Consider the following 11690-nt stretch of genomic DNA (forward strand, 5'->3'; position numbering starts at 1 on the left):
CCAGCGCACTGCTCAGATGGAGCGCAGGCGGCTCGCCTGCAAATTGACGCGACGCGGCAATCCCTGTTGCGGCTTCGTGAAACTCCGGTGCTGCCTGCGCCCCACCGTCAGGCAACCAGGATCTTCACTTTTTCACCCCATTCGCCACTGGCATTCCCCGCCCAGCCAAGTACCATATACCGCCATGGCTGTCCGGTTGGCCCCAGGCAACCGCCAGGCCCGCCAAAAAACCTATTAACTTACTGATTTATCAGGACAAGTAACAATGGCTCAATTTGTTTACACCATGCACCGCGTGGGCAAGGTGGTTCCGCCCAAGCGTCATATTCTGAAGAATATCTCCCTGTCGTTTTTCCCCGGCGCCAAAATCGGCGTACTGGGCCTGAACGGCGCCGGTAAGTCCACCCTGCTGCGCATCATGGCCGGCATCGACACCGAAATCGAAGGCGAGGCCCGCCCCCAGCCCGGCATCAAGATCGGCTACCTGCCCCAGGAGCCCAAACTCAACCCTGAGCACACGGTGCGCCAGGAAGTGGAAGAAGGCGTGGCCGAGGTAGCCGGTGCCCTCAAGGAGCTGGATCAGGTCTACGCCGCCTACGCGGATCCGGACGCCGACTTCGACAAGCTGGCCAAGCGCCAGGGCGAGCTGGAAGCCATCATCCAGGCCCACGACGGCCACAACCTGGACAACCAGCTGGAGCGGGCCGCCGACGCCCTGCGCCTGCCGCCCTGGGACGCTCAGATAGGCAAGCTGTCCGGGGGTGAACGCCGCCGGGTGGCCATGTGCAAGCTGCTGCTGGAAAAACCCGACATGCTGCTGCTGGACGAGCCCACCAACCACCTGGACGCCGAGTCCGTGGCCTGGCTGGAGCGCTTCCTGCACGACTACGAAGGCACTGTGGTGGCCATTACCCACGACCGTTACTTCCTCGACAACGTGGCCGGCTGGATCCTGGAGCTGGACCGGGGCGAGGGCATTCCGTGGGAAGGCAACTACTCCTCCTGGCTGGAGCAGAAGGATCAGCGCCTGGCCCAGGAGCAGTCCTCCGAAGCCGCGCGCCAGAAGTCCATCCAGAAGGAACTGGAGTGGGTGCGCCAGAATCCCAAGGGCCGCCAGGCCAAGTCCAAGGCGCGCATGGCCCGGTTCGAGGAGCTGCAGAACCAGGACTACCAGAAGCGCAACGAAACCAACGAGCTGTTCATCCCACCCGGCCCGCGCCTGGGTGACAAGGTGGTGGAAGTCGAGCACCTGACCAAGTCCTACGGTGACCGGGTGCTGATCGACGACCTGTCGTTCAGCATTCCCAAGGGCGCCATCGTTGGCATTATCGGCCCCAACGGCGCCGGTAAATCCACCCTGTTCCGCATGCTCACCGGCGCCGAGCAGCCGGACGCCGGCACCATCACCCTGGGCGACACCGTGCAGCTGGCCTCGGTGGAGCAGTTCCGCGACGCCATGGACGACAAGAAGACGGTGTGGGAAGAAGTGTCCGGCGGCCTGGACATGATGCGCATCGGCAACCTGGAGATCCCCAGCCGCGCCTACCTGGGCCGGTTCAACTTCAAGGGCACCGACCAGCAGAAGCGGGTGGGCGAGCTGTCCGGCGGCGAGCGCGGCCGCCTGCACATGGCCAAGCTGCTGCAGACCGGCGGCAACGTGCTGCTGCTGGACGAACCGACCAACGACCTGGACGTGGAAACCCTGCGCGCTCTGGAAAACGCCCTGCTGGAATTCCCCGGCTGCGCCATGGTCATCTCCCACGACCGCTGGTTCCTCGACCGTATCGCCACCCATATCCTGGACTACAAGGACGAGGGCAAGGTGGAATTCTTCGAAGGCAACTTCACCGAGTACGAAGAGTGGAAGAAGAAAACCTACGGCGCCGAGGCCATCCAGCCCCACCGCATCAAGTACAAGCGCATCGCCAAGTAAGGTTTGCTCATTGTTATTCCCAAGCCCGCATCACGCGGGCTTTTTCATGCTCAAGGCAAGCCTGGCGCTCACCGGTATTTTTCACTGCCGGCAGCGGCATTGAACCAAAACAACACCGCCTTCCCGTCCGGTCTTTACTACTTTCCGCCAGCTCGCTCCGCCTTCGCCATGGTGCTATGCTGTCGCCCCTGATCAGAACCACAAGCGGGATATTCCATGGAACACCACGCCGCCCTCGCCCGGCTGGACGGGCAGGACACCTGGCACGGCTTCAGGCAGCTGGTGCCGCTTTCCCTTTTCGTCGCCGTGTTCGGGCTGGCCTTCGGCCTGGCCGCCACCCAGGTGGGGCTGAACGATACCGATATCGTGCTGATGAGCGCCCTGGTGTTCGCCGGCGCCTCCCAGTTCGCCGCCCTCGATCTCTGGGGTACCCAGGTGCCGCTGGTGCCCCTGGTGATCACCACCTTCGCCATCAACGCCCGCCACCTGCTGATGGGCGCCACCCTCTACCCCTGGCTGCGCCACCTGCCGCCGGCCAGGCGCTACGGGGTGATGCTGTTCGCCTCCGACGCCAACTGGGCCATGGCCATGCAGGGCTTTCACCGGGGCGAGCGGGCGCTGGGCGTGCTGTTCGGCGGCGGGCTCGCCATCTGGTCATTCTGGATCCTCGGCACCTGGCTCGGGCTGCATTTCGGCAACGCCATCGAGGACCCGGTCAGCCTGGGACTGGACATGGTGATGGGCTGTTTCCTGCTGGCCATGGTGGTGGGTGGGCGCAAGGATCTGCGCAACCTGGCGATCTGGACGGTGGCCGCGCTCTCGGCCATGCTGGCCTACTGGTATCTGCCCGCCAACAGCCACGTGGTGGTGGGCGCCCTGTCGGGCGGCGTGCTCGGCGCCCTGTGGATGGAGAAGGAAAGCGCATGAACCTGGACACAGCAGGCCTCGGGCCCTGGCTTATCATCGGCGTGATGGCACTGGTCACCCTGGCCACCCGCTGGGGCGGGGTGTTGGTGATGTCCTTCGTGCCCATCAACCGCCGGGTGCAGCAGTTTATCGGCGCCATGTCCGGCTCGGTGCTGGTGGCCATCCTCACTCCCCTGGCCCTCAACGGCGACACCGGCGCCCGCCTGGCGCTGCTGGCCACCGGGCTGACCATGCTGGTGCTGAAAAAGCCGCTGCCGGCCATCGCCGCCGGCATCCTGGTGGCCGCGCTGGCCAGGCAGCTGGGGTAGTAGCGCCATCATCTGTGCCTGTGCCGGCTGCAGGCCCGGCGCCCTTGGTCCTGGATTCCCGCCTTCGCGGGAATGACACGGGGATGGCATCAATATCGGCAAATATCAGCGATTAATAAGCTAATGGCGCCGAAACGGCGCCATTGTCTGGTTATATCGGCAGACTGAGCCGCCCATCCCGGTAGCTGACCTTCCGGTAGTCGGGGATATTGCCCAGCACCCGCTCGTGCTCGTGGCGGCAGCCGCCCACTATCACCACCCGGCAGCCGGCGGCCAGGGCCGAGGCGATGCCGGCCGGGGCATCCTCGAACACCAGGCAGTCCGGTGCCGCCAGCCCCAGCAGCCGGGCCGCCAGCAGGTAGGGCTCGGGATCCGGCTTGCCCCTGCTCACCTGTTCGGCGGTCACCCGGATCCGCGGCAGGGGCAGCTCGTTGCGATCCAGCTTGGGCATGGAAAGCGGCAGGCTGCCCGAGGTGCAGATGGCCCAGTAGTCATCCGGCAACGAGCACAGCAGCTCCCGTGCGCCGGGGATGGCGGTCACGCTGTCATTCAGGCTCTTCTCCACCGCTTCCAGCCAGGCGGACTCGGCCGCCACGTCCAGCTGCGGTGCCAGTCGGCGGATGGTTTCTTCACTGCGCACCCCGTGGCAGATGGCCAGCACATCGCTCAGGGGGATGCCGTGCCGGTCGCACCAGCGGGCCCAGGCCAGCTCCACCGCCCGGTGGGAATCCACCAGGGTACCGTCCAAATCGAAGATCAGGCCCTTGGCCGCCACTGTGTTCATGGTGCTCTCCTCATGCTGTTGTCGTTACCTTGATGTTAAACCGCCAGAGACACACCGTTTATTCCTTTGGCCCGAAAAAAGATACTATTGGCTCATTACCAAGATCCAAGGTGGCCCAAAATGCTTAAACGCGAACTGCTGAGCCTGCCCCATCACAGATCCTGGGCCCTGACCCACCTCAAGGACGCCGGCGTGCCCTTTCAGTGGCACTACCACCCGGAATACGAGATCACCCTGACCCTGGGGGCGGAAGGCATGCGCTATATCGGCGAGGACGTGGCCCCCTTCGGGCATTGCGATCTGGCGCTGGTGGGACCGGACGTGCCCCACACCTGGGACGCCAAGGCCTCGGACGGCGCGCCCGAGGTGTATGTGGTGTTCCTGCCCAGGCACTGGCTGCAGGCCCAGGTGGAGGCGGGACTGGTGGAGCTGTCGCCCCTGCTCGACTGGCTGGCCGGGCTCGGCAACGGCGCCGTGTTCGGCACCGCCACCGCCCGCCGGGCCCGGCGACTGTTCGAGCGCATGGCGCAACCGGGCTCGCTGTCGGCCCTGGCCGCCCTGCTGGAGCTGCTGCAACTGCTGCGCGCGGACGAGCATTGCCGCCCCCTGGGCGGGCGGTTGCAGCAACCGCCGGACCGGCGCCTGGATCGGCTGCTCGGCCATTTGCAGCAACACTACCAAGCGCCCCTGCGCCTGGAGCAGGTGGCCCGCCACTGCAACCTGAGCCCCGCCACCCTCAAGCGGCTGCTGCAGCAGCACTGCGACACCAGCTTCAGCCAGTACCTCAACCGCCTGCGCCTGGGCCACGCCTGCCACCTGCTCACCACCAGCCCCCTGCCGGTGGCGCTGGTGCGCGAACAGGCGGGATTCAACAACGCCAGCCATTTCAACCGCAGCTTCCTCGCCCATACCGGGCTGAGCCCCCTGGCCTTTCGCCGCCGCTTCGGCTGGCGCCGGCTGGGCTAACGCCGCCACACCACCGGGAACCAGTCCTCCCGCATCCGCTCCCCCGTTTGCAGGCCGATGCCGTCGAACGGCGGCGAGGTGGGTCCGCCCCGGTCGACATAGCGCACGTCGTCGCCGATAAAGCGGGTAGAAAAGGCCCGGCGCCGGTTGGATGTCTGGTTGCCCGGAGCACCATGTACCGTCTTGAAGTTGAACAACAGCGCATCGCCCGGCTCCAGCTCGGGAATGAGGATCTCGAAGTCCCCGCCGTCGATATCCGGCATGTCCATAAAAGGGCTGTCATCCTGGTACCAGGACGCATTGGTGGACCACTTGCTCGGTCGCACCAACTTGGGCCAGCGGTGGGAGCCCAGCACCACCCGCAGGGCATTTTCCTGGGTAATGGGATCCAGCGGTATCCAGTAACTGGCCGTCTGGTCACCGTCCACGCAGTAGTAGGGTAAATCCTGGTGCCAGGGTGTGGGCTTGGCGGTGCCCGGCTCCTTCACCAGAATATGCTCATGGAATACCTGAATTTGCCGTGAGCCGGTAGCCTCCCCGGCAATCGCCGCTCCGGGGGACGCCTCTATCCAATGCCGGAATTCAGGTATCCGCTGCCAGTTGCAGTAATCCTCGAAAAAACGTCCGCCATCGTTGCCGGTCACGTTCTCCCGGCCATGCTCGCCAGGCTCGCGCAGCACCCGTTCAAAACCTGCCCGTAATGGCTCTATCCAGTCCTTGAACACACCCTTGACGACGATGGCGCCGTCTCGCGCATAGGCGTCCCGTTGATCCTGTGTCAGCCAGGTCGTGGTGGTTGTGTGACCCATGATGATTCCTCCCTGTGGTTAGCGACGACTCGACTTTAGCATCGGCATCACATAGCTTATAAATACAGTTTACATATGGGATACATAGAGCAATGGCTATACCTTTTACCTTCCGGCAACTGAGCTACTTTGTCGCGGTGGCCCAGCAGGGCAGCGTCAGCAAGGCGGCCGAGGTGCTGCATGTGTCCCAGCCTTCGGTGTCCATCGCCATCACCCAGCTCGAGGGGTTGCTGGAGCAGCCCCTGTTCCAGCGCCACCGGGGCCAGGGAGTCAGCCTTACGCCCGGCGGCGAAGCGCTGTTGAAGGAGGCGCGCCATATCCTCACCCTGTCCCACAACCTGCTGGCCCGTCAGCGGCAGGACGACAGCGAGGTGGAGGGCCAGTTGGTGCTGAGCTGTTTCAGGGATATCGCGCCCTACTACCTGCCACGATTGGTGAGCCGCTTCGAGCGCCGCTACCCCGGGATCCGGGTATTGATGCAGGAGGAGGATCTGGCCGGCGTGAGCCGGGCGCTGGAGCAGGGCCGGGCCGAGCTGGCCCTGAGTTACGATCTGGGCCTGCCGCAGGAGATAGACGCCGAGGTGCTGGATGAACTGCTCCCCCATGCCCTGCTGCCCACCACCCATCCCAGGGCGGCCAGCCCTTCCCTCAGCCTCACAGAGCTGGCGGCGGAGCGGCTGATACTGCAGGATCTGCCGCTCACCCGGGAGTATTTCCTCTCCCTGTTCTGGCACCGGGGACTCAAGCCCGACATCGTCCACACCACGGCGTCCTTCGAACTGCAACGGGGCCTGGTGGCCCACGGTCACGGGGTGGCGCTGTCCTGCACCCGGCCGGCGGGAGACCGCAGCTACGATGGCGCGGCCCTCGCCTGCGTGCCGCTCGCCGACGAGGTCCAGCCCCAGCGGGTGGTGCTGGCCCACTCCCGCCGCTTTCCGCTGTCGGTGCCGGCCCGGCTGTTCCTCGGCCTGGTCGCCGGGCAAGCCAGCTAGCCATGCCCGGTAGACAACGGGGCTACAGCACCTGGGACGCCACCCAACCGAAGATCACCAGCGGAATGTTGTAGTGGATAAAGGTGGGGATCACCGAGTCGCGGATATGATCGTGCTGGCCATCGGCGTTCAGCCCGGCGGTGGGCCCCAGGGTGGAGTCGGAGGCCGGCGAGCCGGCATCGCCGAGAGCGCCCGCCGTACCCACCAGCGCCAGCGTGGCCAGGGGCGAGAAGCCGAAGCTCAGCGCCAGCGGCACATAGATGGCGGCGATAATGGGAACGGTGGAAAACGACGAGCCGATGCCCATGGTAATGAACAACCCCACCAGCAGCATCACCAGTGCCGCCAGCGCCGGGCTGTTGCCGATCAGCGCCCCCGATCCCGCCACCAGTTCGGGAATGGCGCCCGAGGCCTTCATCACCCCGGCAAAGCCGGAGGCGGCAATCATGATAAAACCGATCAGCGCCATCAACCGCATGCCCTGGGTGAAGACGTCGTCCTGCTCCTTCCATTTGAACAGGCCGTTCATCGACAACAGGGCAAAGCCCAGCAGGCCGCCCAGCACCATGGAGCCGGTAGCAAGCTGCACCGCCAGGGCCCCCACCACCGCCACCAGTATCATCGCCAACTGCCGTTTGGAGAGCCGGAGCTCGGTCTTTTCCCGGGCTGCGGCCGCCACCGGCTGATGCCGATATGCCCGCGGCCGGCGGTAGCTGAACAGCACCGCCACCAGCAGACCCAACAGCATGCCCAGTGCCGGGATCAGCATGGCCCTGGGCGCCATCTCAGGAGTCACCTGCAAACCCAGTTCACTGCCGGCCTGGTTGACGCTGCCGGTGAGAATGTCGTTGAGAAAAATCGTCCCAAACCCGACGGGGGTGGTCATGTACATGATGGTGATGCTGAAGGTGATCACACAGGCCACGGCGCGCCGGTCCAGTTGCAGCATGCTCATCAACCCCAGCAGCGGCGGCACCAGTATGGGAATAAAGGCGATATGCACCGGCACCACGGTGCCGGAAGCGGCGCCCACGATAACCAGGGCGCCGAACAGCAACCACTTGATGCCCCCCAGTTGGCCCGGCTCACGGCGGGCCCCGACCCAGGCCAGCGTTTTGTCGGCCACCAGGCCGGTAATGCCGGTACGCGACAGCGCCACCGCAAAGGCGCCGAGGGTGGCGTAGGCCAGCGCCACGGTGGCGCCACCGCCCAGCCCCTCGTTGAAGGCGCCGATCACCTGCTCCACCGACATCCCCGCCCAAAGCCCGCCCACCAGGGCGGCGACCACCAGTGAAAACACCACCGATACCCGGGCCAGACACAGCCCTACCATCACCAAAATAGCCAAAACAATGGCATTCATAGGTTCCTCCCCCCTGTGTTGTTACGTCCTTTTAATGCGGCGCACCGGCTCTGAACCCGCTACCCACAGGGTAAAATTAACACTCCGTAAACATTTAAAATGAATATAGTTTGTATATGAACCTCATAACTTTTTGGCTATGTAGTAGCAATATGATGTACCGCCTGTACAAAGAACATATCTCCAACTTCGGCTACATGTTGGGATAATTGGGCCCGCCGCCTCCTTCCGGTACTGCCCAGCGGATATTCTGGGACGGATCCTTGATATCGCAGGTTTTGCAGTGCAGGCAATTCTGGGCGTTGATCTGCAGCCCGGCTCCCGCAGCGTGCGCCACCACCTCATACACCCCCGCCGGGCAGTAACGCTGGGCCGGCTCCGCCCAGCGCGGCAGGTTCTGCGCCAACGGGATGGCCGCATCCTGCAGTTGCAGGTGACAGGGCTGATCTTCTTCGTGGTTGGTGTTGGACAAAAACACCGAAGACGGCTTGTCGAAGCTGAGCTTGCCATCCGGCTTGGGATAGCTGATGGGCGGGCAGCCCGCCGCCGCCTTCAGTCCCTCATGGTCCGGCCGGCGATCGTGCAGGGTCAGGGGCTGGCGGCCGCCGAACAGCTTCTGCTCCAGGAAGTTGAAGGCGCCCCCCAGCCAGGGGCCGAAACGGTGCAGCGCCGGGCCGAAGTTGCGGCCGCGGTACAGCTCATCGTACAGCCAGGACGCGCGGAAACGGGCGTCGAAGGAGGTCGGCGCCCGCCCGTCCTCGCCGCCGGCCAGCGCCTCGAACACCGCCTCCGCCGCCAGCAGGCCGGACTTCATGGCGGTGTGGGTGCCCTTGATGCGGGCCGGATCCAGGGTGCCGGCGTCGCAGCCGAGCAGCAGGGCGCCGGGCATCGTCATCCTGGGCAGGGAATTGAAACCGCCCTTGGCGATGGCCCGGGCACCGTAGGCCACCCGCTTGCCTCCTTCCAGGTACTGGCGGAACAGCAGATGCTGTTTCATGCGCTGAAACTCGTCGAAGGGACTCAGCCAGGGGTTGGTATAGTTGAGGTCGACCACCAGCCCCACCACCACCTGGTTGTGCTCGCCGTGGTAGAGAAAGCTGCCGCCGCCGGTGTCGCCCGCCAGCGGCCAGCCGGTGCCGTGCATCACCAGTCCCGGCCGGTGCCTGGCCGGATCGATGTCCCACAACTCCTTGATGCCGATGCCGTAATGCTGGGGATCCGCCTTGTCATCCAGCCGGAAGCGGGCGATCAGCTCCTTGCCCAGGTGGCCGCGGCAGCCCTCGGCAAAGAGGGTGTAGCGCGCCTGCAATTCCATGCCCGGCACATGGCCGGGCCTGGGCTTGCCATCCCGGCCGACGCCCATGTCGCCGGTGGCGATGCCCCTGACCGCGCCGTCGTCGTGGTAGAGCACTTCGCTCGCGGCAAAGCCCGGATAAATCTCCGCCCCCAGGGCTTCGGCCTGCTCGGCCAGCCAGCGGCACAGCTTGCCCAGGCTGGCCACGTAACAGCCCTCGTTGTGCAGGCTGGGGGGCGCCAGCCAACCAGGAATACGGCGGGCTGTACCCTCATGCGCCAGCCAGTAAAGCTCGTCGGCCGCCACCGGGGTCGTCAGCGGGGCACCGCGCTCTGCCCAGTCCGGGAAGAGTTCGGCCAGGGCCCGGGGATCGATCACGGCGCCGGAGAGGATATGGGCCCCCACTTCCGAGCCCTTTTCCACCACGCAGAGGCTCAGTTCCCGGTCGGTCTCCCGCGCCTGCTGCATCAGCCGGCAGGCCGCCGCCAGCCCGGCGGGGCCGGCACCGACGATGACCACGTCGAACTCCATGATTTCTCTGTTCATTGCTATTTCCCGTCAAAACGGCAGGGGCAGTTGCCCGCCCCTGCTCCAGGTTCAGAAGATCAGGTGTGCCGCCAGCGCCACCAGGGGGATGGCCAGCAGGGTCCGGATGAGAAAGATCAGCACCAGATCCGTCACCGACAGCGGGATGTCCGACTCCAGCATGGCGTTGGCGCTCTCGGTGAAGAAGATGATCTGGATGGTGGACAGGGTGCAGACGAAGAACACGCTCATCGGCGCCACCTCGCCCCCGGCGATGATGATGGCGGGCAGGGCGATTTCGGCGATGGACAGCAACACGGTGGGCGCTATCTTGTCCGCGTCGGGCAGTTGCAGCAGCCTGAGCAAGGGCTCGAACACCAGCCCCAGGTACTCGAACAGCGGCGTGTAGGTGCCTACCACCAGGGCGATGGTGGCGATCGACAGGATATAGGCCACTATCTTCTGGGCGAAGGTCGCCGCCTCCCACAGGTAACGGCCAAACACCTCGGGACCGGTGGTGGCCGCCCGCTCGGCGGCGGCCTGGCAGGCGCGCAACAGGATGGGACCCTGCGGTTTGCCGCCGTCCCTGCCCTGCCGGGCCGTGCGCCCGTCAAAGTAGCGGTCCGGCTTGCGGCTCAGCGGCGGCAGCCGGGTGACCACGGCGGCCAGCAGGAAGTTGATGACGAAGGACGAGACGATCATGTGCGGCAGGTATTCCATGATGCCGCCGATGGACGCCAGCAGGGCGAAGAAGCCCAGGCTGCAGATACTGAAGTTGGTGGCGATGCTGGCCGCTTCCCGCTGGGTATAGTGGCCGCTGCGGTACAGCTTGTTGGTAATGAAAATCCCCACCGCCGGGGCGGCGACGAAGGAGGCCACCGCATCCACCGCCGAGCGGCCGGGCAGGCGGTAGAGCGGGCGCATCAGCGGCTCCATCAGGGTGCCCACGAATTCGAGAAAACCGAACTCGGTGAGGAACAGCACCAGGAAGCCGGCCACCACCACCGTCAGGAAGACGCTGCCCCCGAGATAGAGCGCCAGCCCGCCCACGTCCTTGTGCAGGAACCAGTCGGGCCCAATCCGGAACACCAGCAAGGCCGCAAATACCGCGCCCAGCAGGAACAGCAGGCCGACCAGGGCATTGTCCTTGCGATGGTAGCGTGTCAGGGCGGCATTGCCGGTCAGCCGGGCAGCCCCCCAGGTCAGACAGAGCAACAGGGTCAGCGCCAGGGTCAGGTACTGGAGGCTGTCGCCCAGCGCCCCCTTGATGGCCCCGATCAGGCTCACCAGGGGAATAGTGGCCTTGTCGCCCCCGAGCGACAAGGGAATAAAGAAAATCAACAATCCGATCAAACTGCCCAGCAGCGCCTTGACAGCGCCCCCACGTCTTCCTTGCATTACCTCGACGTTATTCATCCTTCTTCTCCGTTGACAGGCTAGTGCTGGACCCGCCCAGGCGGGTCATTCCCTCGACAGGGCGCCACCGGTAGCGGCGCCCCTTCATTCCTTCGTTGCTGCCGTTCCCGTCCCCGCGCTCAGGGCAGTTGCGCCGTGAGCCGGGGCAGCGCCTCGAACAGATCCGCCACCAGGCCGTAGTCGGCGATGCGGAAGATGGGCGCGTCTTCGTCCTTGTTGATGGCCACGATGACCCGGGACTCCTTCATGCCGGCCAGGTGCTGGATGGCGCCGGAAATGCCCACGGCGATATAGAGTTCTGGCGCCACTATCTTGCCGGTCTGGCCCACCTGGCGATCGTTGGCGACAAAGCCGGCATCCACGGCGGCGCGGG

11 protein-coding genes are annotated in these 11690 nt (G+C 65.2%); 5 read left to right on the forward strand and 6 right to left on the reverse strand.

All coding sequences use genetic code 11. The features are described from left to right. Window positions 1-265 precede the first annotated feature (265 nt). The 3 genes from ettA (at window position 266) to CGX12_RS11285 (ending at window position 3168) form a co-directional block, all read left to right on the forward strand. A complete protein-coding gene (gene ettA, locus CGX12_RS11275) occupies window positions 266-1933 on the forward strand; it encodes an energy-dependent translational throttle protein EttA (protein ID WP_094039983.1) in 1668 nt (555 codons plus the stop codon). A 216-nt stretch (window positions 1934-2149) separates the two neighbouring features. Next, the gene (locus CGX12_RS11280) at window positions 2150-2860 is read left to right on the forward strand and encodes an AzlC family ABC transporter permease (protein ID WP_094039984.1); all 711 of its coding nucleotides are present in this window, start codon (window positions 2150-2152) and stop codon (window positions 2858-2860) included. Then, window positions 2857-3168: an AzlD family protein gene (locus CGX12_RS11285; protein ID WP_094039985.1), complete on the forward strand. Its 312-nt coding sequence runs from the start codon at window positions 2857-2859 to the stop codon at window positions 3166-3168. The genes CGX12_RS11280 and CGX12_RS11285 overlap by 4 nt, the downstream gene beginning before the upstream one ends. Window positions 3169-3319: 151 nt before the next feature. On the opposite strand, the gene CGX12_RS11290 is transcribed toward CGX12_RS11285, so the two are convergent. Beyond that, complete coding sequence (locus tag CGX12_RS11290) at window positions 3320-3952, reverse strand: HAD-IA family hydrolase (RefSeq protein WP_094039986.1); 633 nt, start codon at window positions 3950-3952, stop codon at window positions 3320-3322. A 120-nt stretch (window positions 3953-4072) separates the two neighbouring features. On the opposite strand from CGX12_RS11290, the gene CGX12_RS11295 reads away from it, so the two are divergent. After that, the gene (locus CGX12_RS11295) at window positions 4073-4918 is read left to right on the forward strand and encodes an AraC family transcriptional regulator (RefSeq protein WP_094039987.1); all 846 of its coding nucleotides are present in this window, start codon (window positions 4073-4075) and stop codon (window positions 4916-4918) included. Here CGX12_RS11295 and CGX12_RS11300 read toward each other — a convergent pair. Next, a complete protein-coding gene (locus CGX12_RS11300; protein WP_094039988.1) occupies window positions 4915-5727 on the reverse strand; it encodes a phytanoyl-CoA dioxygenase family protein in 813 nt (270 codons plus the stop codon). The two genes, CGX12_RS11295 and CGX12_RS11300, sit on opposite strands and share 4 nt — an antisense overlap. Window positions 5728-5819: 92 nt before the next feature. Between CGX12_RS11300 and CGX12_RS11305 the strand changes: the two genes are divergently transcribed. Next, window positions 5820-6719 (forward strand): LysR substrate-binding domain-containing protein, encoded by a 900-nt coding sequence (locus CGX12_RS11305; protein WP_094039989.1) that lies wholly within the window; start codon window positions 5820-5822, stop codon window positions 6717-6719. A gap of 22 nt (window positions 6720-6741) precedes the next feature. Here the strand turns inward: CGX12_RS11305 and CGX12_RS11310 are convergent, their stop codons facing one another. The 4 genes from CGX12_RS11310 to CGX12_RS11325 form a co-directional block, all read right to left on the reverse strand. Beyond that, on the reverse strand, window positions 6742-8082 hold the full coding sequence (locus CGX12_RS11310; RefSeq protein WP_094039990.1) for a Na+/H+ antiporter family protein: 1341 nt from the start codon (window positions 8080-8082) through the stop codon (window positions 6742-6744). Between the two features lie 193 nt (window positions 8083-8275). Beyond that, a complete protein-coding gene (locus CGX12_RS11315) occupies window positions 8276-9922 on the reverse strand; it encodes an electron transfer flavoprotein-ubiquinone oxidoreductase (RefSeq protein WP_094039991.1) in 1647 nt (548 codons plus the stop codon). Between the two features lie 51 nt (window positions 9923-9973). After that, complete coding sequence (locus tag CGX12_RS11320; protein WP_094039992.1) at window positions 9974-11317, reverse strand: YjiH family protein; 1344 nt, start codon at window positions 11315-11317, stop codon at window positions 9974-9976. A 119-nt stretch (window positions 11318-11436) separates the two neighbouring features. After that, the coding region (locus CGX12_RS11325; protein ID WP_217898164.1) for an FAD-binding protein at window positions 11437-11690 on the reverse strand (254 nt) is incomplete at its 5' end.

It is taken from the genome of Zobellella denitrificans (assembly GCF_002237365.1).
GTDB classification, from domain to species: Bacteria; Pseudomonadota; Gammaproteobacteria; order Enterobacterales; family Aeromonadaceae; genus Oceanimonas; species Oceanimonas denitrificans.

Coding starts and splice junctions, on each gene's coding strand:
- ettA (WP_094039983.1), top strand. CDS start 266: ATGGCTCAATTTGTTTACACCATGCACCGCGTGGGCAAGGTGGTTCCG.
- CGX12_RS11280 (WP_094039984.1), top strand. CDS start 2,150: ATGGAACACCACGCCGCCCTCGCCCGGCTGGACGGGCAGGACACCTGG.
- CGX12_RS11285 (WP_094039985.1), top strand. CDS start 2,857: ATGAACCTGGACACAGCAGGCCTCGGGCCCTGGCTTATCATCGGCGTG.
- CGX12_RS11290 (WP_094039986.1), bottom strand. CDS start 3,952: ATGAACACAGTGGCGGCCAAGGGCCTGATCTTCGATTTGGACGGTACC.
- CGX12_RS11295 (WP_094039987.1), top strand. CDS start 4,073: ATGCTTAAACGCGAACTGCTGAGCCTGCCCCATCACAGATCCTGGGCC.
- CGX12_RS11300 (WP_094039988.1), bottom strand. CDS start 5,727: ATGGGTCACACAACCACCACGACCTGGCTGACACAGGATCAACGGGAC.
- CGX12_RS11305 (WP_094039989.1), top strand. CDS start 5,820: ATGGCTATACCTTTTACCTTCCGGCAACTGAGCTACTTTGTCGCGGTG.
- CGX12_RS11310 (WP_094039990.1), bottom strand. CDS start 8,082: ATGAATGCCATTGTTTTGGCTATTTTGGTGATGGTAGGGCTGTGTCTG.
- CGX12_RS11315 (WP_094039991.1), bottom strand. CDS start 9,922: ATGAACAGAGAAATCATGGAGTTCGACGTGGTCATCGTCGGTGCCGGC.
- CGX12_RS11320 (WP_094039992.1), bottom strand. CDS start 11,317: ATGAATAACGTCGAGGTAATGCAAGGAAGACGTGGGGGCGCTGTCAAG.